This window comes from Brevibacillus reuszeri (assembly GCF_002897295.1).
GTDB classification, from domain to species: domain Bacteria; phylum Bacillota; class Bacilli; order Brevibacillales; family Brevibacillaceae; genus Brevibacillus; species Brevibacillus reuszeri_A.
Window position 1 is genome coordinate 40,861 of sequence record NZ_BEXF01000031.1, and the last position, 24,236, is coordinate 65,096.

At 45.2% G+C, this 24,236-nt stretch carries 24 protein-coding genes; 6 read left to right on the plus strand and 18 right to left on the minus strand.

Going from position 1 to position 24,236, the window contains the following annotated elements:
- Window positions 1-100: 100 nt before the first annotated feature.
- Window positions 101-799 carry a hypothetical protein gene (locus C3B52_RS30570; protein WP_103110133.1) on the plus strand — a complete coding sequence of 233 codons (699 nt, stop codon included), beginning with the start codon at window positions 101-103 and terminating at the stop codon, window positions 797-799.
- Between the two features lie 71 nt (window positions 800-870).
- Here C3B52_RS30570 and C3B52_RS30575 read toward each other — a convergent pair whose 3' ends face one another.
- The 6 genes from C3B52_RS30575 to C3B52_RS30600 form a co-directional block, all read right to left on the minus strand.
- The gene (locus C3B52_RS30575; protein WP_103110134.1) at window positions 871-1,482 is read right to left on the minus strand and encodes a DUF4304 domain-containing protein; all 612 of its coding nucleotides are present in this window, start codon (window positions 1,480-1,482) and stop codon (window positions 871-873) included.
- Between the two features lie 8 nt (window positions 1,483-1,490).
- Window positions 1,491-2,813: an SMI1/KNR4 family protein gene (locus tag C3B52_RS30580; protein WP_103110160.1), complete on the minus strand. Its 1,323-nt coding sequence runs from the start codon at window positions 2,811-2,813 to the stop codon at window positions 1,491-1,493.
- Between the two features lie 122 nt (window positions 2,814-2,935).
- Window positions 2,936-3,790: an alpha/beta hydrolase family protein gene (locus C3B52_RS30585; protein WP_103110135.1), complete on the minus strand. Its 855-nt coding sequence runs from the start codon at window positions 3,788-3,790 to the stop codon at window positions 2,936-2,938.
- 208 nt (window positions 3,791-3,998) lie between these two features.
- Complete coding sequence (locus C3B52_RS30590; RefSeq protein ID WP_103110136.1) at window positions 3,999-4,421, minus strand: SRPBCC family protein; 423 nt, start codon at window positions 4,419-4,421, stop codon at window positions 3,999-4,001.
- A complete protein-coding gene (locus C3B52_RS30595; protein ID WP_103110137.1) occupies window positions 4,418-4,747 on the minus strand; it encodes an ArsR/SmtB family transcription factor in 330 nt (109 codons plus the stop codon). The genes C3B52_RS30590 and C3B52_RS30595 overlap by 4 nt, the downstream gene beginning before the upstream one ends.
- An 83-nt stretch (window positions 4,748-4,830) precedes the next feature.
- A complete protein-coding gene (locus tag C3B52_RS30600; RefSeq protein WP_103110138.1) occupies window positions 4,831-5,253 on the minus strand; it encodes a DoxX family protein in 423 nt (140 codons plus the stop codon).
- Window positions 5,254-5,475: 222 nt separating this feature from the next.
- On the opposite strand from C3B52_RS30600, the gene C3B52_RS30605 reads away from it, so the two are divergent.
- The gene (locus C3B52_RS30605) at window positions 5,476-5,961 is read left to right on the plus strand and encodes a DinB family protein (RefSeq protein ID WP_103110139.1); all 486 of its coding nucleotides are present in this window, start codon (window positions 5,476-5,478) and stop codon (window positions 5,959-5,961) included.
- Window positions 5,962-6,057: 96 nt separating this feature from the next.
- Here C3B52_RS30605 and C3B52_RS30610 read toward each other — a convergent pair whose 3' ends face one another.
- Window positions 6,058-6,948 carry an NAD(P)-dependent oxidoreductase gene (locus tag C3B52_RS30610; RefSeq protein WP_103110140.1) on the minus strand — a complete coding sequence of 297 codons (891 nt, stop codon included), beginning with the start codon at window positions 6,946-6,948 and terminating at the stop codon, window positions 6,058-6,060.
- A gap of 25 nt (window positions 6,949-6,973) precedes the next feature.
- Window positions 6,974-8,425, minus strand: coding sequence for an aldehyde dehydrogenase family protein (locus tag C3B52_RS30615; protein ID WP_103110141.1), 1,452 nt, complete (start codon window positions 8,423-8,425; stop codon window positions 6,974-6,976).
- 126 nt (window positions 8,426-8,551) lie between these two features.
- Between C3B52_RS30615 and C3B52_RS30620 the strand changes: the two genes are divergently transcribed.
- Window positions 8,552-10,684, plus strand: coding sequence for a helix-turn-helix domain-containing protein (locus C3B52_RS30620; RefSeq protein WP_103110142.1), 2,133 nt, complete (start codon window positions 8,552-8,554; stop codon window positions 10,682-10,684).
- A gap of 72 nt (window positions 10,685-10,756) precedes the next feature.
- On the opposite strand, the gene C3B52_RS30625 is transcribed toward C3B52_RS30620, so the two are convergent.
- The 5 genes from C3B52_RS30625 to C3B52_RS30645 all read right to left on the minus strand — a co-directional run bounded on the left by C3B52_RS30625 (window position 10,757) and on the right by C3B52_RS30645 (window position 17,383).
- Entirely contained in the window at window positions 10,757-12,256 is a 1,500-nt protein-coding gene (locus C3B52_RS30625; RefSeq protein ID WP_103110143.1) for a long-chain-fatty-acid--CoA ligase, read from the minus strand.
- 90 nt (window positions 12,257-12,346) lie between these two features.
- On the minus strand, window positions 12,347-13,606 hold the full coding sequence (locus tag C3B52_RS30630) for an MFS transporter (RefSeq protein ID WP_103110144.1): 1,260 nt from the start codon (window positions 13,604-13,606) through the stop codon (window positions 12,347-12,349).
- Between the two features lie 32 nt (window positions 13,607-13,638).
- Window positions 13,639-15,069, minus strand: a complete 1,431-nt coding sequence (locus C3B52_RS30635) for a serine hydrolase (protein WP_103110145.1) — start codon at window positions 15,067-15,069, stop codon at window positions 13,639-13,641.
- 68 nt (window positions 15,070-15,137) lie between these two features.
- Window positions 15,138-16,436, minus strand: coding sequence for a CapA family protein (locus C3B52_RS30640; RefSeq protein WP_103110146.1), 1,299 nt, complete (start codon window positions 16,434-16,436; stop codon window positions 15,138-15,140).
- A 59-nt stretch (window positions 16,437-16,495) separates the two neighbouring features.
- Window positions 16,496-17,383 carry a MurR/RpiR family transcriptional regulator gene (locus tag C3B52_RS30645; RefSeq protein ID WP_103110147.1) on the minus strand — a complete coding sequence of 296 codons (888 nt, stop codon included), beginning with the start codon at window positions 17,381-17,383 and terminating at the stop codon, window positions 16,496-16,498.
- Window positions 17,384-17,570: 187 nt separating this feature from the next.
- Here C3B52_RS30645 and C3B52_RS30650 point away from each other — a divergent pair, with 187 nt between their 5' ends.
- Window positions 17,571-17,903: a hypothetical protein gene (locus tag C3B52_RS30650; RefSeq protein WP_103110148.1), complete on the plus strand. Its 333-nt coding sequence runs from the start codon at window positions 17,571-17,573 to the stop codon at window positions 17,901-17,903.
- A gap of 106 nt (window positions 17,904-18,009) precedes the next feature.
- Here C3B52_RS30650 and C3B52_RS30655 read toward each other — a convergent pair whose 3' ends face one another.
- Window positions 18,010-19,767, minus strand: coding sequence for a Rieske (2Fe-2S) protein (locus C3B52_RS30655; protein ID WP_103110149.1), 1,758 nt, complete (start codon window positions 19,765-19,767; stop codon window positions 18,010-18,012).
- Window positions 19,768-19,956: 189 nt separating this feature from the next.
- On the opposite strand from C3B52_RS30655, the gene C3B52_RS30660 reads away from it, so the two are divergent.
- Window positions 19,957-20,304 carry a DUF2512 family protein gene (locus C3B52_RS30660; RefSeq protein ID WP_103110150.1) on the plus strand — a complete coding sequence of 116 codons (348 nt, stop codon included), beginning with the start codon at window positions 19,957-19,959 and terminating at the stop codon, window positions 20,302-20,304.
- Between the two features lie 148 nt (window positions 20,305-20,452).
- A complete protein-coding gene (locus tag C3B52_RS30665; RefSeq protein ID WP_103110151.1) occupies window positions 20,453-20,671 on the plus strand; it encodes a hypothetical protein in 219 nt (72 codons plus the stop codon).
- A 600-nt stretch (window positions 20,672-21,271) separates the two neighbouring features.
- Here C3B52_RS30665 and C3B52_RS30670 read toward each other — a convergent pair.
- The 4 genes from C3B52_RS30670 to C3B52_RS30690 all read right to left on the minus strand — a co-directional run bounded on the left by C3B52_RS30670 (window position 21,272) and on the right by C3B52_RS30690 (window position 24,153).
- Window positions 21,272-21,907: a hypothetical protein gene (locus C3B52_RS30670; RefSeq protein WP_103110152.1), complete on the minus strand. Its 636-nt coding sequence runs from the start codon at window positions 21,905-21,907 to the stop codon at window positions 21,272-21,274.
- Between the two features lie 276 nt (window positions 21,908-22,183).
- On the minus strand, window positions 22,184-22,537 hold the full coding sequence (locus C3B52_RS30675) for an SH3 domain-containing protein (RefSeq protein ID WP_235615910.1): 354 nt from the start codon (window positions 22,535-22,537) through the stop codon (window positions 22,184-22,186).
- A gap of 537 nt (window positions 22,538-23,074) precedes the next feature.
- The gene (locus C3B52_RS30685; protein ID WP_164684997.1) at window positions 23,075-23,623 is read right to left on the minus strand and encodes a DUF2997 domain-containing protein; all 549 of its coding nucleotides are present in this window, start codon (window positions 23,621-23,623) and stop codon (window positions 23,075-23,077) included.
- An 86-nt stretch (window positions 23,624-23,709) separates the two neighbouring features.
- Window positions 23,710-24,153: a hypothetical protein gene (locus tag C3B52_RS30690; RefSeq protein ID WP_103110156.1), complete on the minus strand. Its 444-nt coding sequence runs from the start codon at window positions 24,151-24,153 to the stop codon at window positions 23,710-23,712.
- Window positions 24,154-24,236: the final 83 nt, after the last annotated feature.

A 24,236-nucleotide genomic window follows, 5' to 3' on the forward strand; every position in this document is an offset into this window, starting at 1 on the left:
TCCTCCACAAAAACAAAACAACATTTTCCTGATACTGTAATCCAAGTATAATCCATTTATAAGAATTTGTTGAATGCTACGATCAGGTGGAGGGAATACAATGCTGCTGAAAGATACAGATCAACTGGACGATCTAAAGGATTTTCTAATCAATTGGTATGGAGGGTACGATAGCTCCTACGGTGTGCCAGTGGACGAGATTCCACCCTATCTTCCAAAGGCGTTGCAAGAATTATATGCGTTTGCAGGACTGTGGAAAGATGGGTCGGACAATCACCTCGAGCACTCTCCCGAGATATTTCAAAAGCAGGATTGTCTTTATTCGGTGGATCGACTGAACCAGGAGCAGGATAAGGTTACGTTTCTTGAAGAAAATCAAGGAAACTGGAATTGCCAAGTTGAGATGGAGAACGACGACTCTCCGGTCTACTGCAATGAGCACTTGCTTTGGGATGACAGTGATGAAGCATATATCATTGTAAATGACTCTTTATATCACTTTCTGAAAACGTTTTGTTTACAGGAGGTCGTTTTTGGCTGCAAACAGCTTTATACAATAGAAGGAAAATTAGATCATATACAGATGTTGTTTGCTGAGCCGATTGAAGAGTTGTGGATAAATGGGTATTATACGAGCCCCAAGGAAGAAGGACCTACTCATACTTTTTACCTCTGCGGGAATGTACTGGTCATGGAGCGCTATGGTGACTTTTGGTTAGGCTCTAACTGTGAGTTGCCTGCAGCATTGAATGAGGCTGGTCTGTCTTCCATCCGACTGAGAAGGATTAAACCTGATTGAGCGGTCACAAAACGTCCGCCTACTCAACCGTACAGGCTGCCGATTGTGCTGGCAGCCCTCACGATGATAACTTATAACGGAGCAAATTCTACCCTGTATTTATTAAAGATAGCCTTGTACTTATTTTCAAATATGATCCATCGTTTTTCTGATCCGTGCTTTTTATGTAAAGCCTTCAAATAATGATTAGCCGCTGTTACATCATTGGATTGCAACAGCAAATGAAAGCTCTCTTCGCCTAGATGTAAAAATGGGCCTGATGTGTAATAGTCAACGATGGATCTGGCACTTGTCATCGTTTCGTAGAAATGAATAACCTCCGCTAATCCACCAAGCAGTATTCTTTTCAAATCTTCCCTATTCGTATCAGGACTGATTGAAAATCGATCTGGAACAGTCTCAGTAATTTCCCCTATTCTTGCTCTGAAGTGACACTCCGACTCTTTTGGGGCAGTCAGTATCTCTCTCGATTTTATCTGAGCCAGCTCTGCTGCATAAATACCACAGTTGACATAAAACATTACATTGTCCGTTGTATTACCAGACGATTTTTGAAAGTTAATGATGTAGATGAGGCTATCTGACATCTTATAAAAATTCAAACTCTTCTTTGTGAAGCCTTGATTGGATAGGAACGGTTTTACGTCCTGATTTATCATATCGTTAAAGAGCTCCTGCAACATGATCCCTCCTATTCTTTCTCAAAATAATCATCTGGCAAATGTAATTCTTTCAAACAACCTATAAATTTTTCCCGGAAATTTATATTGCCTTTATATTCTGGCCATGCAGCCTTATAATACGGCAATAATTCCTTATGAGGGACAACGCCCCAAAATAAGATCGTGTTTTTCATAACCTCCTTGTCGCTATTCACTAACATCTGTTCAATGGTTTCCCAATTTTCCGGTTTGTTATTGCAATTACGTGTGGCATAGATTGCAGCAATTTGTATATCCGAATCGGTGTGACATAAAAATGGTGCAAAGCTTTGGAGTGTAATCATGCCTGACGATTCCAAGACATACCCCACATGACGTAACGTTTCCACGTCACGAACCCTGTCAAGACTCTGCAATATCACTTTTGTAAATTCCGTTAAATCAAAAGGTTTGCCATACCAGTTCATAACTTGTAAAGCCTTTAAAAAATCCTCTTTTCTTTCAGAGTGCAACAGCTCGCGAATAAAGCCTCTTCCCTCGTCAAACGAGTTTTTGCAGATTAGCTGAATGGCTGTGGTCCGCTCATTTTTACTTTGCTCCGCAACGCTTTTTAAAAAATCAATCGTTGGTTGCGAGATGTTCTTAAACTTGAACATTCCCTCAAGCGCTTTTGATTTTATTTCTTCGTCTGGGGCGTTTTGATAAACCTGTATCAATGTATTTTCATCGCCCGGCATTCTGCTTCCGAACCACCCGATATCATAATCCAAAATAATTTCGTCTAGCCAACGCTCATACCAGTCCAGAAAGTTGTCTTCATAGACAAAGAAAAAGGGACGATCTGGATAGAAATCTGAAGTGTAAACGATTTTTCCCCTGTGCTTTCCTTCGAGGACGAGATACATATCGTATTCACAGCCTTGAGTACCAATGCACAGCATGCCCCCCATCACGGTATCACGAGCGGCGTCGTATTCCTGGTCAGAGATGTCTTCATCACTGATTAGGGACTTGGTCAAATGATTCCATTCCTCTTTTGTCATTCTGGGGTGCAAAACACACTTTGCAGTGAGTGCATTTGCATCGGTATAAGAAGTTGCTTGTTCAATTGAATACATCCCGTAATAAGGGCCGGCACCACCGTTTCCGACCTTCGTTAAAAATTGTGCATATGGCTCCGGAAGTGTGACATTATGCTTTTCTTGCCAGTCTGCAAGCTCTTTTGCTGTAAGCATTTCATTCACCTTGTACTTGTGTGAAGATGCTCCAAATACCAATAAAGCTGCATCTTTGCGCAGTGCAGCTTCGAGTTTGTTTTTGATTCGATTAACCTGCGTTTCGCTCTTCCACAACACCTCTTAAATCCCCCCTGTAAAGCGATAGATTCCATTTTGTGCAACAAAAAAAGGATGAAGTTAAATTCACCCACCATATTTTCTGCTTCAAAATATTATATCATCTACATTTTGTATGTTTATAGATGAGTAAGTCCTAACTGCTTGATGATCCACTGCGTACGGTCTTGATAGGCAGCATCGCAATTCGTAAAAAGATGGTCCGTTTCATACCAAGAAATTTCCTTTGGTGAACTTGCAGCAGAATAGAGTGTCTCCGCTTGATTACTCGGAACAAATTCATCATCATGAACAAATTGAAATAGCAGCGATGCAGGTGTAGCTTTTTTTATGTAATGGACCGCATCCAATGGTTCCAATTCAGCAATAAATTCGTTAAATTTCTCTTTTGTTAGCTTTGTACGAATCAAGACCGCAAATGGATGTCCACTTGATTTATGCCACTCAGACACACTGGCGAATCCAGCCATCAAAACGTATGATTTAATTCGTTCTTCCATTCCAGCAAGGACTCCACCCCAAGTAGCCCCAAAACTATGACCAATATAGGCAAGACGATTTACATCAATATTTTGAAAACGATAAAGAAGGTCAATCCCCCTCTGAATATCAACGACTGTCTGCCTATATTGTGGAATGCTCGTTACTGTCTCTATAACAAGATGTAATATCTCTTCTTCGGTTAAATCTTTTGGTGGTTGATTTCGCGTAGCGGGGGCAGCGATCAATAGAGAAACTACACCTTTTAAAGCTAAAGCCTCTGCTTCAGGCAGAAACGATGCTCGATTGCCTTGCCCTGGATGCATAAAAACAACTGCCGGAAAAGGTCCGTCGGAAGTGGGAACGACCAAATAAGCGGGTACTTTTCCACCGTACGGACTTAAATATGACACGTCTCTAATCGTATAACCTTCTTTTTCAATGCATGAAGATTCTTCAAAATCTAATGGCAAAGAGCGATCATACGTAAACATTTGGTTCCACTCTCCTTGGACGATTTAATAGATTGAGTGTTTTTTACTGAATTACCACAATTATCCTCTTGGTTCTGTAAAAAATATATCATACTCATTACCTTTATGCACTTTATGCCAAAAATCTGAATGCTTTTCCATAACAAAACCTTCCATTTGAGCAGTAATTCTCGGTTGCATCAAATGGAAGGTTTTCTATGCTATACGATTATTGTTCCAACATTTTTTCAAGCTCACCGCACCATTTACTCCAGCCATACTTAGCTCCGCCTAATGCTTGGGCATTTGAGATTCCAGTTTGTTCGAGATGAAGATTAACCTTTCCTTCCCCTAAATCCTGCAGTGTCCAGGTGACCGTGTGCTTCTCTCCTCCACTGGCCCATGTATAGGACAACTTGTTCGGTTCATCTACGATGAGCACTTCACCGTCAACAATTCCATCCCAATATTCGGATGGCTGCGTGCGAAACTGAAAATGGTGTCCTACGACAGGTTTAAAATCATTTTCCATCGGCTGACCGGTGTGGTTATTGACCACCCATTTGGCAAGCTTACTAGAATCGGTTAAAGCGGACCAAAGCTTTTCAATCGATGTCTTGTACTGAAAATCCAAGGATAATGTTAAACTCATTCTTCTTCCTCCTCTAATAGTTGGTTCAAGCGCAACATATTTGTACTCCAAAACTGACTGTAGAAAGCTACCCAATCCTGAATTTCTCTGAGTGGCGTGGCGTTTAGCCTAAATCGCGTTTCTCTGCCGACTTTTCGGTCCAGTACCAGTCCAGCTTCTTTAAGGATGGTCAAATGCTTGGATACCGCTGTTCGCCCCATTTCAAACTGTGCTGTTAATTCATGAAGCGGTATCTCCTTTGCGCCTGCCAGCAGACGAATGAGTCGGCGTCTAGTTGGATCTGCAATCGCATCAAACACATCCCGTAACTGGTTGTTCTCGCTCACGACACTCCCTCCAAAAATATGATGTTCTTCAGGAGAAATCTATTTGCTGCTACGAAGGGACAGCCGTTAATTTCACCACCTCCCTAAAGTTTACGGCTCTTCGGACGCAATGTCCACGAGGCGATATTTAGTGCAGCATAGAAAAGCGGAAGGATAATATGAAACCCATAATCACCGTAATCGTTAGCAAACGCATGAGATAATGCTGCACCTGTCATTAAAAAGAAGATACCAGCGTGAACCCATTCTTTGAGTCGAGGAAAACCTGGCATGACAAGAGCGATAGCTCCTAGCACTTTCCACATCCCGAGAATGGTCAAGACGTATAATGGGTAACCAAGATTCGTCACTAACTCAAGATTTCCGCCATATTGCATTAGTTGACCGATACCACTTAACATAACCGTGGCTGCTAGCAAGAATGTGACTGTCCAATAAGCAATCAATCTTCCTCTGGGCTTGGTTTCTGCTCGCGAAATCATTTCTGCACTGATCGTCTGGCTCATTTTTCTCCCCCTCATGAATGGTTTAAAACGAAACATATTTAGGTTTTCAGCCTTTCAAATGGCTTGCTTTCAATTGGACACCATTTAGTGTCGATTTGATAATACGACACCATTTAGTGTCCTGTCAACAACCTTTTTTCCATTACATTTTCTACAGGCAAAAGGGTTATTTACAAATAATTAAGAATATTAACAGTAAAAAAAGAAACGGAGGGCGGTAACATGATTCATGATATGAGGGAATATGTCAATTATTTAGATGGGATTCATAAACGAACGATGAATTATGTTAGGTCAATACCTAATGAACTCTTAGATTGGAAGCCCGCTGAGGATAAATTTTCTACAGGTGATTTATTGCGACATATTGCATCGGCTCGATTGATGTTTCTTGGTATATTTGAACATGGTTCGTGGACATACACAGGACATGATCGTAGCAAGGGTGCTACGATTGATGATATTTCTGATTATTTAGAGGCCTGTCAAATTAAACTAACGGAGGGTCTATTAAAAATTGGCAACGATGCGTTGTCAAAAAAAGTTTTAACCCTGCATGGACATGAAGTTAGCGTGTGGAGAATCCTTATGGCAATTCCGGAACATGAAATCCATCATCGTGGACAAATCTCTACTTATTTACAAATGAACAAAATTGACCCACCCCAAATCTTCGGATTAAAAATAGAGCAGGTAGAAAAATCATAAGTTTTCTAATTAGACCATACCATCATTCACCAACATCAAAGAAAATGAAAAGTCGACGGCCCTAAAACAAGAACCGTCGACTTTCCTCGTATGATCTTATCTGGCAACCGTCGCATTCGCCAGCTCTTCTGTAACTGTGCAAACTGCCGAGGAATCCCAGCTTCCCTTGCCTTGTGCTTTTGCCGCTTCATACATTTGGGCAACGGTCGAGCCAACCAAAACCGGCACTTGCTGCTCACGAGCAGTTGCTGCGTAGAGCTGTAGATCTTTGTGCATGTGATCTAGTGAAAAGATTGACTTTTCATAGGTGCCATACAAAATATTGGGACCAAATACTGACAGGACACGATTGTGAGCCGAGCCTTTATCGATAACAGCGGCGAGTTTATGTGGATCGACTCCTGCTTTTGCTCCTACCGTCAGAGCTTCTCCCAATGCAGTCGTAATTACCGCCACGACGGAATTATGGCAAAGCTTGGCGACCTGACCTGATCCAGATTCACCCAAATAAAAAATCTCTTTCCCGATCAATTGCAGATACGGAATAATCGCCTCAAGCTTGGACTCATCTCCGCCAACCATGATCGTTAACGTCCCTGCCGCAGAGCCTGCTGGTCCTCCGCTCACTGGACAATCAAAATAGTAGATTTGTTTTTCCAGCGCCAATTGGTTCAAACGCTTGGCTGTTGCTGGATCAATCGTGCTCGTATCGAAAACGTAGCTGCCCTCGGGCAGTGTCTGGTAGAGTCCGTCCTCCCCAAGCATCACCTGCTGGGCAACCGCTGGACCCGGTAAAGAAGTAAATACGACTCGGGTGACGCATCCTACTGCCTGCGGTGAAGCTACCACATGAGCCCCTTGCTCACTCGCCCACTGCTGCGCGGCTGGACTTGGATCATATGCGTAAACATGATAGCCCTTTTTCAACAAACTGCCGATCATTCCCTTGCCCATTGCTCCGATACCAATGACTCCAATCGCTTCCATACTTGCTCCCCCTACTCTCTCAGGCTTATGCGCGAATATAGACCGTTTTGGTCTCGATATAGAAATCGAGTGCCGACTCCCCTTGCTCTCTCGGACCCAGACCAGATATTTTTTTGCCGCCAAACGGGAATTGCGATTCAAAATGCGTAGAAGGCATATTAACGTGTGTCACACCCGATTGGATACCCTTTACAAATTGGAAGGCCTTTTGTAAGTCGTTGGTGAAGATCGTGGATGACAAGCCAAACTCCACTTGGTTTGCGATCTCCATGGCATGCTCGAACGATTCCACATCGATGACCGCGATAACAGGAGCAAAAATTTCTTCTTTAGCGATTGTCATCTCTTGGGTCACTCCGGTAAAGACCGTTGGCGCAACGAAATAGCCATTCGCCAGGTCTCCGTCGACCAGACGCTTACCGCCGCATTCGAGCACGCCTCCTTCTTCGATCCCTTTTTGCACGTAATGGAGATACAGGTTTAGCTGATGCTCGTCAACGACTGGTCCGTTATTGCTCTCAGGATCAAAGCCATCACCGATCTTCATGCTCTTTGCCCGCTCGATTAATTTGGCTTTCACCTGTTCGGCTACCTCTGGAACTACCAGCACACGGCTCGTTCCTGTGCAACGCTGTCCATTGTCAAAAAAGCCGCTGGTGACGATACAATCGATAGCCAAATCGATGTCTGCGTCCGCCAAAATGATCGCCGGGTTTTTTCCGCCCATTTCTGCCTGAATTTTGCCGCCTCGCGCACCTACAGCTTGTCCCAATGACAAGCCGACATCGGACGAGCCTGTAAAGGAAATTCCTTTGATCAACGGATTATTGGCTAGCTCATCGCCGATGACAGAGCCTGGTCCCGTCACCAGATTGACAACTCCTGCTGGAACCCCCGCTTCGATCAGCAGCTCAACCAGCTTTACACTGATAAGCGAAGTGTTGCTCGCTGGTTTAAAAACGACCGTGTTGCCCGCAATGATCGCCGGAACGATCTTCCACAACCCGATTCCCAAAGGAAAGTTCCATGGTGCAATGATCGCAAAAACGCCAATTGGTTCACGTACCGTATAGCCAATGACTCGCTCATCAAAGGAAGGAACGGTTTGTCCAGTCAAACGAGTAGCCTCGCCTGTCAGCTGCTTCATCGATGTAATCGTTTTATTCACTTCACCGCGAGCTTCCCGCAATGTTTTTCCTACCTCACGGGTGATCGTTTCTGCCAATTCTTCTTTGTGCTTTTCTAAGAGTTGTATTAAAGAGAACAGAAACTCGCCGCGCAAAGGTGCCGGTGTTTTAGACCACTTGTCAAAAGCACTCGCAGCAGCTTCGATCGCTACACGGGCATCTGCCCCATCTGATTTTTGAAAGTATCCGAGAACCTCAGCTGTTTGTGCAGGGTTGGTACTCGCAAATACTTGACCTGTATGGCTCGCTACCCATTCTCCATTAATAAAGTTCTGGTATGTCGCTGTCATCTAATCCCCCACCTACTCTTTGGTCTTATAAGAGTATTGTATAAATTCAAAATACTACATACAATGTGGGTACACACATAGAATCACTTTTATTTATGTGTATCTCTCTATAAGGAGGGGAATAAGTTGAATGCCTTTGATTACTTGTTATCCAAGCTGCACCAATACTTTGCAGGCACTCCATTCTCCATATGGGTACAAGGCTCGCGTGATCGCCATCTCCAGCTATCTTATTCATCCGTACCAAAGCAGGAAGCTGACAGCATCCTTACACACAAGCCTGACGAAGTGTCTTTTCTTGCAGGTGTAGATCGTTTTCTTTATGAAGAACAAGCAGACCTCTGCTACCTCCGCTTCTTTTTTTCCGAGGAAGGACAAGCAGTAGTCGTGCGGGAAAAATCCGATTCCTTCCCCATTTCTCTTTCCTCTGAGCAATGGGAAATTCTTTGGCTTGCCTTTCAATTATTCGTAGCAGAAGAAATGATAGAGACCAAAAGTCAGGAATGGACCAAGCTCTTGCAAGGCATTCATTCGATTTCTGCGACATTGGATGTGGAAAGCATCATTCGCGATATTATCAGCAATGCGCTGGCGGTAATTCCCGCCGCAGATGCGGGGCTGCTGCACTTATATGATGCCGACATTGATCGGCTCGTACCGAAGGCAACTGTAGGCTTTCATGACACCGTTTACCGTAATTTTAAATTACGCATTGGCGAATCGATTGCAGGCAAGGTTTTTCAGGATGGGCAGCCAAGAATGTATCGCACCCATCCCGAAACCTCCCAGGCTATGATCGATCTGTCTCAAGACAACTTTGACTCGCTGAATGACGCAAAAGCACTTCACAGCTTGACTGGGCTCTTATGCGTTCCTATCTCTCTGGAACAAAAACGGATCGGCGTACTTGTTCTGCATCAATTTCATCAGGAAAATGTGTTTTCCAACTACGATCTGGCCCTCCTCCAGGGCTTTGCTGATCAAACCTCCATCGCCTTGCAAAATGCGCGACTTTATGCGGAATCACGAGAGGCCTATCAAAACATGGCAGCAATTAGTGAGCAGCTGCGAGTAAAGCATGATGATTTGGTCAAACGCAACAAAATTCACGAGTCCATTAAACAGCTGTCTCTACAAAATAAAGGCACAGAAACGATTGTGAAAGCACTCGGCAGAATGACTGCCAAGCAAATCTTTTTTGCCGATTGGCTGGAGCAACGATGTTACCCAGCGGACAGTCCGATCCTGTTTAGCTGGGATGAGCTGTCTGCCTTGCTCGCGGGCAAAAGACACCCGATCCTCGTGCAGTTATGTTCTGTTCAGAAAAATCGCCAGCAGTCATGCTACGTATATCCGCTAACAAACGGCAGTGTTTTTCTCGGCTGTCTCATTATTTTGATCAAGGAGCGTCACCTATCTGAGCTGGAACGCGTGACAATCGAACAAGGAAGTGCAGTTCTTACCCTAGATTTGGTGAAAAAACAATCGCTCAGCTCCGTTTTGTACAAGCGTGCACATGACATTTTTCAAGAGCTGATCGTAAGCAAAGGTAGCGAGCTATTCGAACGCGCCCGAGGATTTGGACTTTCGCCACATGGAGACTATTGGGTTATTTATGCGTATTTAAGCCGTTCGCATGATCTGTCTCTGCTCGAAGCCAACATTCACAGGCTCGTTACTCGTTGGAAATGGGACTTTGCGAGCAGCCAGGTTTTAAGCTACGGATTTCATAACCACGCTACAATTCTATTGACGCCATCTAGTTCGCTAGAGGTAAAAGAAGTCATCGAACGTCTCTCTGATGCCGTTCAAGAATGGGAGCTAGAAAAAGAAGTATCCCTCTCCATAGGGGCAGGAAGTGTAGTTTCTGACTTGGAGCAGATTGGAAAGAGCTTTGAGGAAGCCAAAAAAGCTGCACATTATTTGGCGAATCGAGGTAGGTCAGGTGTTGTACGTTATAGCGATCTGGGGATAAATCGCTTGATCCTTAATCAATCTCAGGAAGATATTGACGCATTCATCCGCGATGTTTTTGAGCCGCTTTGGGAAGGACAGGAAAAGTATCAGGAGCTTGAGCACACACTGCTTACGTATATGAGATGCAGTCAGTCCCCCCAGCAAGCAGCTCGCGAATTGCACATCCACGTCAATACCTTGTACCAGCGTTTAAAACGTATTGAAGAGCTGCTTTCCATTGATCTGCACCAGCCAGCAGATTTGTTGAAGGTGCAGCTAGCTTGCCATTTGCGTCAAGAGTGAGGCCTAGGCGATTCTACACATAGAAGACCAGTTTAAAACAATACGCTGTTTTAAACTGGTTTTTTTCATTCGCTATTCCTTTCGCAGTGAACGGCGCAAAATTTTTCCGGTACTGTTTTTCGGCAGCTCGGTTACAATTTCTACTTGCCGAGGTACTTTGTATTTGGCCAGTTTGTCCTGGCAAAACGATACGATTTCTTCATGGGAAACAGCAACTTCCCTCAGTGCCACGAACGCTTTGACCGCCTCACCATGCACTTCGTCCGGGATGCCGATGACAGCCGCTTCGATAATCGCCGGATGCTGGTAGAGTACTTCTTCTACCTCGCGCGGATAGACATTGTAGCCATCTACCAAAATCATATCTTTTTTCCGGTCGACGATATATATATAGCCCTCTTCATCCATTCGAGCCAAATCTCCGGTATAGAGCCAGCCGTCCTTGAGAGCGGCATTCGTCTCTTCTGGCAATCCGAGGTATCCGATCATGACATTTGGTCCCTTGACGACGAGCTCGCCTACTTCTCCACAAGGCAGTTCGTTCCCCTCGGGATCAAAAATCTTGTTTGTGACGCCAGGTATATCAACCCCGATCGAACCTGGCTTACGTGTTCCTCGTAACGGATTAAACGCAGTGGCAGGCGCAGCTTCAGACAGACCATACCCTTCCAGAATGATCTTCTCATACTTGGCTTCGAATTTATGGAGCAGCTCTACTGGCATCGCAGCACCACCAGAGCAGCACAGTCGGATAGAAGCAAGGTCTTCTTTTGTTGCCGTTGGGACCTGAAGCATGTAGTTGTACATGGTAGGCACTCCGGCAAAGCAAGTCGCTTTTTGTTCACGAATGGTGTTGATTACCTCTACAGGGTGGAATCTCGGTATAATCAACATGGTTGCACCGTACCGCACAGGGCCATTCAGGCAGACCGTCATACAAAACACGTGGAACATCGGTAAGACAGAGACCATTCGGTCCTGTGGCGTCAGCTCAAAAAGGATGCCCATTGCTTCTGCATTCGAAGCCATATTGCGGTGGGAGAGCATTGCTCCTTTTGGCTGGCCAGTCGTACCTGAGGTATATAGGATGACGGCGAGATCGTCCTCACTCATCTCTGGCGATGTGAAGTCCGTCTCCTTTTCTTGAATGATCTGGTCAATGCTCAGCTCGTCGCCTACTGGCTCCGTGTAGATGAACAGCTCCAAGTCTTTCAGATCTTCCTTGACTGAAGCCACGACTGGTTCCAGGGCAGCCAAAGCGATAATCGCTTTTGTCTTGCTATTTGCCAAAATAAAGCAGATTTCTCTAGGTGTGTAGATGGGATTCATCGGTACCACTGCCGCACCCACCCGTAATATTGCATAGTAAGCACTTACAAAGTGTGGGCGGTTATCCATCAGCAAAGCGACAGAGTCACCTTTTCCGATTCCGCGTTTGGCAAGTCCTGCAGCCAAATAATCAACCTGCTGGTCTAATTCGGCATACGTTGTGGCCTCCCCCAAAAATATGTAAGCGGGATGGTCTGGGAAGTTTTGAGCGCTTTGCTTCAGATTTTCATTTAAATGATACATCACACATCTACCCCCTTTTGAAAATTGTAACATTTGAAATAATCAGGATAAAGCATTTCTTTCCAAAAAGAAGGAATTTGTCATTTTTTGCTAGGAAGCATTCGGAATGGTTGGAGACAAATTATTTTTTTGCTCATTTCGCTTCGCAAACATCAGGAATAATGCACCGCATCCAGCGAATATGATTGCGTTTACGATCATGGCATTGCCAAAGCCCGTTCCTACATCACCTGCTGCTTGAACAATCGAGCCTGTAACAAGCGGAGAAATGATTCCTGCCAAGGTCACCAGACTGGACAAAACTCCTACAAGCAAACCCGTTCTCTCCGGCAAAAGGCTGCTGACAATAACCGATGCGGCTGTACCGACCGAAAAGGCAAATCCTTTACCAAGGCAAAGTGCAATAAGTATGAGAGCGGTTGATTGCAGGAACGGCACCGCGAAGAAGCACAGCCCACCCAAAATAATAGAGCTTCCGCCGATAAACACATAAGACTTGCGATAACTGCGATGCTTTTTATACAATCGATCACCCATCCATGAAATGAAAATGGTCATCAAGCCTGCGAGTAAGCCTGTTCCTGCGATTGCGTAAGCCATTTGTTGATTCGTAAATTCGATTACCTTGACCAGATAAACGGGCTCCCATACCGCAGCAAACGTCGTACCCCAAATTTGAGCGAAATAGATGAGAAAGCAAAGGATAAAAGTAGATGACAGCAGGACTCCAGATATGTCGGACCATTTCGCTTTTGGAAGAGACGGTGCTTCTGTTTTGGTAGGTGTGATACTGATTTGCGGTCTCTCCTTGCCAATCACGAGCCAAATAATCAACCAGATCAAGCTGAGTGCACCCATGAATGCCCAGGCATAGCGCCAACCGTTAGAATCTATTAACGAAACGAGCAATGGTGCTGAAGCAACGGCCCCAACGAATGCGCCAAAGTTGACCGTGGAGTAGACAAGACCACGCTTTTCTTCGGGAAACCATTTGTTTAAGTGACTGACGACAGTCGCCCAGAATGGACCTTCACCAATACCTAAGAGCACACGCGCCAGCACCAGCATCGGCAAGCCCGCAATCACGTATGCGCCAAACTGGATGACCGTCCAGGAAATCGCCATGATCGCCAGCATCTTTTTCGTACCGATTCGATCAGATAAGGCCGCTCCCAAAATCCCTGCGATCGAGAAGAACCAGAAGAAGCTGCTTCCAACCAGGCCCCATTCCTTTTGTGTCAGAGAAAATTCCTCCATGATCGGAACAGCTGAATAGCCTGCAATTGTTTTGTCTGCGTAGTTAATCATGTAAAGCACAAAAAGCATTAACATCGTAATTCTGGCCATCATGCGTATCACTCCATTCGTTAACAAGGTATCAATCAGACACGGGTAAATATGATTTCTTTCGCACCGATGGTCGGCTCCATTTTCGCAGACAAGCTGACAGCTGTTCCTGTGTGATCAGTGTGAAAGGTAATAGGAATCTCAAGTTGATAGGTTTCTTCATAAGAAGCCAGAAATCGGTTCGCTTCGATCGGCGAAAGTAAAAAGCGCAGATCATGAAAGCTCATATAATAATTGTCATCAGCAGCGGAGATCGAAACCTCCCCGTAGCCAGGATGACGATAGGTCCCAATACACGATGATCGCAATACGGACCCTTGTTTGCATTCTGCCCGACTGCTCTTTACAAGCTTTGCACGTTCTTCCTTCTCCGCTTCCTCTGTCATGCGTGCATGCCAATCGATTTGTTCAATCCCGAGCAGTCTATCAACGGCTTCATAGGTAAGCACGGCTGGCAAACGTGAATTGTCTACTTGACTAAGCACGACGATCGCACATTGTCGTTCGGGCAAAATACTGACAAGCGAAGAAAAGCCTTGCAGATTGCCCGCATGATAGATAACCCTCTCCCCGCGATAAATCTGGACGAACCAACCGAGAGCAGCATTCGTAATGGGGATTTCCGGGTACCATGCTGGCTGTGAGCCACTGAATAGCTGTGGCGTGCGAAGCTCATCATGTCGCCGTTCTGATAGGAGATGTGCATGTGTGATGGCTTGCGGATTTAGCTGGTATAAGAGCCATTTGGTCATATCCTCAATCGTTGAGATCATCGAGCCTGCTGGACCGATAGCTTCGTTGTTCAAATACGGTACTTCCACCACTTGCTTTTCTTGGCTCATGTAGGGCCAAGCTAATGCGCCTGCCTTTTTCGCATCTGCCAGTGTAAAATACGTACTCTCCATCCCAAGTGGCTTTAAAATTCGGTCTTTGGTGAACTGCTCCCATGTTCTGCCACTCACCTGCTCAATTACACAACCTGCGGCGGTAAACATCAGATTTTGATAGTGATACGCTGCTCGAAAATCTTTGACAGGCTCCAAATAACGTAGTCTCTCCATCAGTTCAGCCCGCGAAAATGGCGTATGGTACCAAATGAGATCATGACGCGGCAAGCCCGTGCGATGACAAAGTAAATCTCGTACAGTAGTGCGATTCGTGGCGACAGCATCATAGAGTCGAAACTCTGGCCAATACGCCTGGATCGGCGTGTCAAAGTCCAACAACCCATCCTCGGCCAGCATAGCCAGACCAAGTGCTGTAAAAGGCTTGGTAGCAGACGCGATCGGAAAAAGCGTCTGTGGCGAGACCCGCTTAACTGCTTCTTTTTGAAGGTGACCAAAGCCCTCACAAAAAATGACGTCCGTGCCTTGGATGGCAGCCATCGCACAGCCTGGTACTTGCCATGCTTTTCTTTTGTCGTCTATGTCTGTCATCCAGCTAGCTAACGTTTCATGCTGCAGCATCTGTGACAATCACCTCCCTTCTTTGGACTACTTCCGTTTTCGCTAGCCCCTTTTTGTCTGCGCGCAGCTTACCTAAGGACCACCCGCCCGATTCCCCCTTCAATCTTGATTTCAGTACCGTATGGCGCACTCAAGCTTTGAAGGTCTTCTAAAATGCGCTTATCCGCGCTTATTTTGGGCCAGCCCATCCGATGCACAGGGAGCTCGAATCCAAGCTCGATCGGGTGCAGCTCGATCTCAACCAGCTCCCCGTCCTGCATTTTCCACAGAGGAATAACTGATTCCCACACTTCTCGATGTACGCATAATCCTCGCGTATAGTTGGCGCTCATTGCATTCAAGGCGTCGGCAACCGTGTGCGTATGGTCGAGGCCATAGTGCTCATAAAAATCAGCTGGCTGACTCGTAACCGCCTCGGTTTGGAAAATGAAATCGCCGAGACTGTAAAAAATGGGCCTGTTCTTGTAGATCTCAATGCCGCGCAACAGATGCGGTCCGTGTCCCACTACGGCGTGTGCGCCAGCATCAATACAAGCTTTTGCAAAGGTCGGCAGGAAGTCGGCTGGCACTTCCTTTGCGTCTCCCTTCATCTCATGCGCATGTATGCTGATGATGACGTAGTCAGCGCGCTGCTTTGCTTCATGGATCGTTTTTACGATGCGTTGCAGGTCACGCGGATGAGGCTGTGTACTCGTTCCTTCTTCATCGCTTACCACAAAGCGAGAGTTCCCAAAAAGAAAGATGTCTTTGCCAGGATCATTCATAAAGCCTTCTTCGATTAATAGTTTGTTGAAGGCATTAATGTCCGTGGATTCAGAAATCGCTTGCAGCTGTTTCAGCTTATCTTCATGTACATGGTGCGTCATGATATAGCGCATCGGATTGATGCCCGGTCTCCCGATACTATCCGGTCGTTGGTCTCCTGCTGCCCACCACGGATGAAAGGTAGAGGTAGCAGCGATGAGAGCCACTCTGGCAGATTCACATTCCAAATACCGAGGGGCACCAGCCTCTGCCAAATTTTTACCCGCTCCAGCGTGAACAAAGCCGAATTCATTCAGATTTCGTTCGGTAGCTTCCAACCCGCCATACAAATAATCGAGTGTGTGGTTGTTAGCCCAGCCGATCAGGTTAAAGCCGTAATCCTTCATGACGTGTAATACGGAAGGCGGTGACATTGCCCATGTTCCCCCACTTTGAGCGCTTGGGTAGCCTTCATTGTCATGGACCGTTGTTTCCAAATTGGCGATACGTACATCTGCTCGATGGAGTAAGCGAGACACCTCTCGAAATGTCTGGTCCTTGTAAGGAAGATTGCGTGTAATAAAGCTGTCACCTGTTGCTGCAAAAAGAATCGGTCGTGTCATTTTGGCGTGCTCCTCCTGTTATCTATGGTTTTGGGTCTGAGTATCCCCATTTGACTCATTCAAAAAATCGAATAATCCTCTTCTTCATTGCCAGCGAATGAATACAGCTTTGAGCTGATTTCATCGTAGTGCTGTAATCGTTTTTGCACATTTTCCGAATCGTGAACCATCACCCCCTGGATCAAGACATTGAGAATAGAAAAGAGCGTTGGCATGCCACTTGTCGCAACAGGCTGCGGTGTCGTAATTTTCAAAAGCAGGTCGGCTACCTGACTGATGGGAGACAGTTCTCCTTCTGTGATCGCCAAGATTTTGGCTCCCAGTTCTTTTGCAGAATGGACCATTGCCACTGTTTCGCTCGGGTGGCGAGGAAAGGAAATTGCGATGACAAGCCATTCCTGCTCTCTTTCTGTGAGGAAATAGTCGGCATTATCCACTGCTCCGGTATACAAATGCGTGTTTCCCTTGATCGCATTTAACGAGGAGAACAACCATTTGGCTGGAATATGGCACCAGCGGAAACCGACCACCACAATGCGATTTGCGCGAATAATATGGTCGATAGCTTGCTGAAGCAGACCGTAATCGAGTTGCTGCAAACTTTGCTGCAAATAAGCAATATCTGTTTCGATGACCTGGTGTGCATAATTGTCGCGGCTGAGCGTATCTTCGGTATCTCGGTACTTTTGGAATGGCCCCTTTTTTTGCTCCCCGACCAGGAGTGATTTCTTGATCTCGTCCTGGAGCTCGGTATATCCGGAATACCCTAATGCGTAACAAAAACGGATAACGGTGGCCTCACTCGTATTCGTCAGCTCAGCAATCTTCTTTGCTGTATGAATAGCCAGTAAGCTTGGTTTTTCGATCGCGATCTTGGATATGATTTTTTGGCTGGCGGTCAGATTCCCATACTGCTTCCGAATTCGTTCCTTCACATGCTGCTCCATACTGAAGCTCCTTTGTCACCAATTTGTGAGTAATTTTGAGAATAGTATATCTTTTGAAATAAAACACTTCAATACATATAGAAAAATGTAGTTTATACTTCATTTTGGTGTGTAAGTGTTTCTGGAATTCATTCCCTATTTTATCCAACAAATGTTACGATGTAAGAAAATCAGGAGGCGAAAACAGATGTTTACCAACTGGTTGTCCTTTGGAGGTTTCCTTGTCGGATTCACAGGATCAGTACTTGCCCTGCTTGTCTCCTATGACTATATTTATGGCAATTCTTTTAAAGGACTTGATTTCTTGCTTATACTCTTAGTTGTCCTTCCAGCTTTCTTTGCGCTAGTGACCTCTTTTATTTCTGTGCCACTGATTTTGATTGCCTTTGTTTGGACCTTGCCCTTCACCTTGTATCTGTGGATGGCTTCTGGCTCACAGTGGTTGGCAGTATCCTGCTTGACATATTTATTTTCAGCCTATTTGAAATTCCGCGGAGTCAAATCATCTCCATTCAAATAACCCATGCAGACGTTCAAACGAAAAAGGAACTCCTTTTTCGATACAGGAGTTCCTCTACTATTCAGATTCATGCTCTTTTTTCTCGGTAGTAATAAACTATTTTAGATTACGCCTCCTCGAATAGCCGTTCGCCCCGGTACAGCCGAGTGGCAATTCGGGCGATATGTGGAAGTTCACGAGGGGTCGGCGCATGCGCCGCCAAATAGCGGGTTGCCGCCAGAAGCATCGTTTCACCAGCGCGGGCGGCAAAATCATCGCTACGCATTGTCCAGCGCTCAAATTCGGAGACCGCTGCTTCATACATTTGAAACGAATGGAATTCGGCGTCCTCTCGTAATAGCGCATGGCCCAACGTATTAATCAAGGCGTCAGGGGCGCCGCCAGCGTGCAGGTATCCCGCTGTCCAGCGTGCCGATTCGTTCACCTGCTGGCGTAGATCCAAAATTTGCAGCAGCTGCTCCGGACAGGTAGTGTCGACCGCTGGGACAGCCGAGCCAACCGGGCGGGGAGCCGCAGGGATATTCAAAAAGCGATCCAAATAAATTCTGATTATCCCGTGGTAGATGGCCCGTATGAGCAGCGGATGGGTAGATCGGCGTAATCGCTCATGCACGGCATGGGTATAGGTAAAGGTATGCAAAACGGAGATCCAATCCCCGAAATCATTCTGAGTATGGAAGAGCACGATTCGTTCAGCAGCGGCCAAAGCAACCAATTGGGCCAGCTGCGCCGGATGTGCACCGGATATCAATAGCTCTGTCACAAGGCTCACCGTTTCAAGTGGTTTGTCACTTAACAGCTGTTCCACAACTTTCTTCTCCTCCGCTACTAATATCTCTCTATAGGGCTTGGCCAGAGCAAGGTTATCCAGTAGAGCGAAAGCTTCCTTTAGCGGAGCGACTAGATTCACTGGCGACTGCCATTGGTGAAGTTCCTCGCTCCTTGTCGGATTGGCGAGGAGCCGAACCAGTGAGGTCAGTGTCTGCTCAGTGTGCTCTTCGCCGATAAGGCCAATCGCTTCAAAAGCTTTATTATGGAAATCGAACGTATGGCCGCCGTCTAAATAAAAGTGGTCAGTCACTGCCATCAACATCATCTCCGAAAGCATCTCCAGTGTAGCCCCTTGGTGGATCGCCGTGAGCAAAACTCTTTCTGCCCCTTGCGTGTCGCGTACCTCGATACAGCTGCGGTACCATTGTGTCAACCGCTCAAACGGTACGTTAGCCTCCGGTAGTGGCTTAAGCAGATGCCGAGTCGCGGCACCGGAGCTGTTGCGCGCTACATGAAGCAACCCTTGATAAAGAGCGAGAATCGTTCCTGCTTTATCTAGCTTTGGCAGTACATTGGCCATCGCGGTAAGAATGGTGAGTCCCGAACTCCAGCTTCTCCCATGCACAGTACCGAAATTTATGCCGACCTGCATGATTTCCGTTGCTGGAACGCCGGCTTCCACCAATCCAACAACGGCTTTGGCAATCACGAGACCCAAATTTTGTTCCAGGCCTTCTCGCAGCCGGAGTTTGTATTTCTCAACGCTGTTCGTCTGTTTTGGTTGTGGATTCACCCATACTACTCCATCTTCAAGTTTCACTTCATAGGATGGAACATCGTCCGCCCACAGATCCAACGTTCCACCACTACAAACATCAAAGCGGGCATGATGCCAATGGCAGGTGAGTATCCCATCGCACAAACTCCCCATATGCAAGGGAAATCCCATGTGCGGACAGCGATTGTCGACCGCATAAACCTTCTCCTCATGATAAAACACGACGATCCCGCCGTGGATCAACTTGTGGCCCTTCTCTTGGATGGATGTCAGTGTACCCGCATTGATCCAAGGCTGCCTTTGGTTTTGTTGCATTTTGATCCCTCCATATGATTCTGTATTTTCAAACAATTTAACACCGGATTTTAACTTTGTCAACATTTTAATTTGTAATGTATATTAAGTTTGCATTCATGTACGAAAATAACGTTTTTCCAACCCCTGGTCTAGCGCATAAACATTTCATTTTCGTCCAAAGTAATACAAGAAAGTGAGGTGAGGCCATTGACTCGATTCTTGATCAAGCTGGTAGTTAACGGCGCTATAGTTGTAGGTTGTCTACTCGGATTTACTAATGCAACCTTTTTGTCAGCGACGATAGCTGCACTTGGTTTAACCATCATTGCCTATCTGATTGGTGACCAGTTAATTCTACGTGCAACGAACAATGTAACTGCTACAATAGCTGATGCCTTGATTGCAGCCGTTTACTTATGGGCTGTTGCAAGCATGCTGAACTGGGACTTGAGCATTGGAGAACTTTTAATCACCGTAGTCCTCCTAGGTGTTGCAGAGTTGTTCTTCCATAGATATCTGGGAGTTAACGATGTAACGAATACCGAGAAGTCATAGGCAAAATTTCTTCAAAAAATTTAGTTTCCTCACCCCCTCTAAGTCCAACATCCACTTCCTTAGAGGGTTTTTTATCCTTAGCTTCCCCCTGTAATTACAGTTTTATTTTTACTTATTTAGAAAAATTAGATACTGAAAGGAGAATTCGATGGATAACGCAAAGGAAATTAACAAACATAGTGACACTAATGAAATCTTTCAAGCAGGTGCTGATTACATCGAGGCATTAGAACAGTCTAGTCCCACTGAAGCCAGTGATGAATTTGGACCTGATATTGGGATTCCGTCAAATTATGAAGCGAATCAAGCTGGACAAAAGAAAAGTCTATCTGGTTTTGAAGTAAGTAAAAATATTGGCAGGCTTTAATCCTCGAATATCGGGGATTTTTTCTTTCTAATCCCATAAACGAATCCCATAGGTGCTTAACGCAGTTTTCGTTGCTGGGGGTTTTCCTGTTTATCAAAACAACGACTGCCTCAGACATGAGTAAATAGTCTTAAACAGCCGCTGATCTATTAAACTTTTTAGAAGGATTTTCTTAGAAAAATGGAAACACAACATACTATAAGGAGTAGAAATCCTCCAAAAACAACGTAATGAATTCCAAGGCCTGATATAAATGGATGCCGTATCCGCCGCAAGCTATGGCCAAACAAGTCGGGGTTTTGTTAGGGAGAAGTCTATAGTTCATCTATAACAAGCAAGAGCGTCCTGCATAATTGATAGGACGCTCTCGTTTTTTCATTCATAACTTTATTTTCAGCGGCAATTCAACGCAGCCTTCCTTTTCCTCCGTTCGTTATTAACCATTTATGACCTTCTCTGATGATAAACTGTACTTCATATCGTGGGAATTTGAGGGGGAGAAATTGAATAAACGGGTGATGCACGGAAGGAAGCCTAGTGACTATTGGGTTGGAAAGCCGCTATGTTTGTTAGCCGTAGCCAAAACCTACTCAAGCATGCTTATTCGGCAGGAGTAAATTTGGTAGGCATAATCTCTCCCGTTCCCGCATCTATTCCAATAGTGATAGAGCGTTTGGAATCTTTGTCAGTAAACGTAAGGTTATATTTGCTAAATTTGCCTACAAAGTTATCTACAACATTGGCACTTGAAATCTCATAGGATTTTGTTTCAGGCTGTGAGGCATAGATTTTATCTACCCCATTTTGTACATTTGGGTACGAAAGAACTTTAGAAGCATCCAATGATTGTATGGTATAGCTGAGTTTCCCCGTTTTCGAATCTACTGCAAAATGAAAAAAGTTATTTGAATCTTTTTCAAGGTTAATCACATACTTATCGTACTCGTCTTTTGAAACCACATCTTTATAAGCATTGATCTCATAGGATTTTGTTTCTGGAAACTGAGCATAGATTTGATCGATTGCTGCTTTCACATCCTTGTCCGCAAGAGCTTCAGAAGCTGAGACTTTTTGGTAAGTTCCTGCATACAATTTCGCAGAATCTTGGTTTTGAGCTGCATTCTTTTGAGTTGGATTTTCATTTGCACTAACTAGTAAAGCTCCAGATAGGGACATCGCAGTAGCCAATCCTAAAGCTGCCAAACGTACGGATGTTTTTTTAAGATTTTTTTTCATAACAATTCTCCTTCAGGTTCATGTTTTGGGGATTTTTTTCCCCTAGGTATAAAATAAAGAGAACTATTAAAATAAATAGTGGGGTAAAGTTAAACTTTTTCTAAAACCTCGATCAAAGTAACTTTCGCTCGATTTCCTCTGAGTGCTCGAATTTCATCCCCCTACTCCACTAAAAAAGACACCCTACATTTGTAGAGCGCCTCTCTATTTACTTGAACTATAATCGAAACGAAGTAAGCCAAGATCTACAACTGTTTTGCTCGTTCCCTGCCAAGCTTACCCCTCAGTTAAACATTCCATCGGTATCCAGCCTGCTTCATCTGTATGCTCCAGTTTGCACCAGCCCCAGCCATTCAGTTCGCGTTCGAGCGAAACCCGCTCTCCACCAACCACTGTTAACTCATGAGCGGAATATGCCTCTGTGATAACACCTTGCTGGCCTTCTTTTTCGATGATTTGCTCCGGAACCCAGCCCTCGGATTGTAAATCCAGCGTGTAGCAATATCTCCAGTTGCGCCAATTTTCCGGCCCATCGTCCAGCTTCCCCAGCTTGACCTTCTGTCCAACATCAAGACGTATTGGATTCGGATAGCTAGATTGATGTGGTTTGTTTACGGTATATATTTTCACAGCCTGATCCCCCTGAATAAGAACGTACGCTCCCATTTTAACAAATTTTTTTCCAGCTCTTCAAGCCCTTTCGAGCAGCTGGTCACTATGTTTTCACAACCGCCTAGGTATTTATGGTATTCTACATGAAAATGGACCTTCATGACGGAAGAAATGGAGGCGTGCAGCTGCTATGGAAACCACTTGGAATTTTATATGCAAAGGATACTTTCACCCTCTTGATAAATTTGTGATCGTTATGCTGGCTGGATGGGTGACAAGCTTATTCTCCAATTTGCTTGGTATCGTTTTTGCCAGCGTGTCTGTCATGCTCGTTCTGCTGTGGTTCACGTCTCCGAAATGGAGAGCCAACCGGTCTTTTCGTGCTTGTTCCCTATGAAAGGACTGCTATACGATTTTCATATCATTGAACGAATTAAGTAAACAAAACCAATAAAAAGCAAGGAACAAACAGTGAGAGTCCCTAATGGATGCAGAATCTGTCTGGTAAACCAATAATCTAGTGATTAACACTCGACAGTCCGGCTCGCTTCGTCATTACGTAAGTCTAAGGATCTGAATCTGCTTATCCTCGATCGTGACATCGTATTCGTGTGTCCATACGCGATTCAGGTGGCTAGAAACACTTAATCTCTGCTCTACAAGTGTAGTCAAATCTGAACAGGATCTTCCCAAAACACCATCAACACGCTCTTCAATCCGTCCTTCTTTATCCATCGTTATCCGCAGTTTTTTTTCGCCAGTCCCAATGGTGAGCACAAAAGATGTAAAAGCTCCTGACCTCTCTTCGCTGATACTGACATGACTTCCACTATCTGCAATCCATTCCCTTACTGCCTCTACTGTATGTCCCAAATACCCTTCCCGAATTTGTGCCAAAAGCAGTTCAGCCCTATGTCTCAGCTCCTCTGGCGGCAGTTGATCGGATTCAAAATACGGGACGAGTCCTTCGTCTGTTTCGATGAAGAAAATGCTTATCCCGTCCTTTGTCCCGGTTAGTAGCTTGCCGATCACCGCTCCGCCAATACCGAGACGTTTTTTAAAACGACTCTCGTACTCGGCCCAGACCTGATTTTCTGGTTGCATCTGAAGACTCCTCAAGGTTCGAAAGAGAGTACGTTTGTCTTGAAAGGTCATGGTAAAGGATGTACAATGGCTCACTTTTCTCCCCCCTAAAAATCAATACTGCGACCCACAGCCGCTTCGCGAGTCCCTTTCACCGTGACCGTACTCGCTTGACTTGCGCGAATAGCGAATTCATTTGCCCAGGATCGTATTCTTTCGATTTCATCATGTCTGGATTTCGCTAAGGGAACGGTTCGCTTCATCGCTAAGAGAATATCATCTGTAGTAAGGTCTCGACTTACGTTTTCCGAAGCAGTTCGCTGGGAAAATGCTTCAATCAAACCCTCGTGAATCGAGTATTCAATTTCTGCTCCCGTTAAACGAATGCCATCACCCCATTCCGCTTCCCCAGACATCTCAACAAGTTGATTTAGATCATAATTGTTTACATTCCGTTTTAGGCGTTCCAGATGGATCTTGAAGATTTCGGTTCTCTCTTCTGCAGTGGGTAGATCCACAAAGTAGAGTAGGTACCCAGCGCCTTTCTTCATTGCTGAAGTAGGTTTCCAAGAACCCCTCCCCAAACCGTACGTACACCTCTCGATGTATACGGCTTTCCACACTAACTACAATG

Bases quoted from the DNA above. Each gene is read 5' to 3' on its own strand.
- C3B52_RS30635 (WP_103110145.1), bottom strand. From the start codon at position 15,069: ATGCTGCAGCATGAAACGTTAGCTAGCTGGATGACAGACATAGACGAC.
- C3B52_RS30685 (WP_164684997.1), bottom strand. From the start codon at position 23,623: ATGCAACCAGAAAATCAGGTCTGGGCCGAGTACGAGAGTCGTTTTAAA.
- C3B52_RS30670 (WP_103110152.1), bottom strand. From the start codon at position 21,907: ATGAAAAAAAATCTTAAAAAAACATCCGTACGTTTGGCAGCTTTAGGA.
- C3B52_RS30665 (WP_103110151.1), top strand. From the start codon at position 20,453: ATGGATAACGCAAAGGAAATTAACAAACATAGTGACACTAATGAAATC.
- C3B52_RS30615 (WP_103110141.1), bottom strand. From the start codon at position 8,425: ATGACAGCGACATACCAGAACTTTATTAATGGAGAATGGGTAGCGAGC.
- C3B52_RS30585 (WP_103110135.1), bottom strand. From the start codon at position 3,790: ATGTTTACGTATGATCGCTCTTTGCCATTAGATTTTGAAGAATCTTCA.
- C3B52_RS30605 (WP_103110139.1), top strand. From the start codon at position 5,476: ATGATTCATGATATGAGGGAATATGTCAATTATTTAGATGGGATTCAT.
- C3B52_RS30610 (WP_103110140.1), bottom strand. From the start codon at position 6,948: ATGGAAGCGATTGGAGTCATTGGTATCGGAGCAATGGGCAAGGGAATG.
- C3B52_RS30570 (WP_103110133.1), top strand. From the start codon at position 101: ATGCTGCTGAAAGATACAGATCAACTGGACGATCTAAAGGATTTTCTA.
- C3B52_RS30625 (WP_103110143.1), bottom strand. From the start codon at position 12,256: ATGTATCATTTAAATGAAAATCTGAAGCAAAGCGCTCAAAACTTCCCA.
- C3B52_RS30575 (WP_103110134.1), bottom strand. From the start codon at position 1,482: ATGTTGCAGGAGCTCTTTAACGATATGATAAATCAGGACGTAAAACCG.
- C3B52_RS30630 (WP_103110144.1), bottom strand. From the start codon at position 13,606: ATGATGGCCAGAATTACGATGTTAATGCTTTTTGTGCTTTACATGATT.
- C3B52_RS30640 (WP_103110146.1), bottom strand. From the start codon at position 16,436: ATGACACGACCGATTCTTTTTGCAGCAACAGGTGACAGCTTTATTACA.
- C3B52_RS30690 (WP_103110156.1), bottom strand. From the start codon at position 24,153: ATGAAGAAAGGCGCTGGGTACCTACTCTACTTTGTGGATCTACCCACT.
- C3B52_RS30590 (WP_103110136.1), bottom strand. From the start codon at position 4,421: ATGAGTTTAACATTATCCTTGGATTTTCAGTACAAGACATCGATTGAA.
- C3B52_RS30650 (WP_103110148.1), top strand. From the start codon at position 17,571: ATGTTTACCAACTGGTTGTCCTTTGGAGGTTTCCTTGTCGGATTCACA.
- C3B52_RS30645 (WP_103110147.1), bottom strand. From the start codon at position 17,383: ATGGAGCAGCATGTGAAGGAACGAATTCGGAAGCAGTATGGGAATCTG.
- C3B52_RS30655 (WP_103110149.1), bottom strand. From the start codon at position 19,767: ATGCAACAAAACCAAAGGCAGCCTTGGATCAATGCGGGTACACTGACA.
- C3B52_RS30600 (WP_103110138.1), bottom strand. From the start codon at position 5,253: ATGAGCCAGACGATCAGTGCAGAAATGATTTCGCGAGCAGAAACCAAG.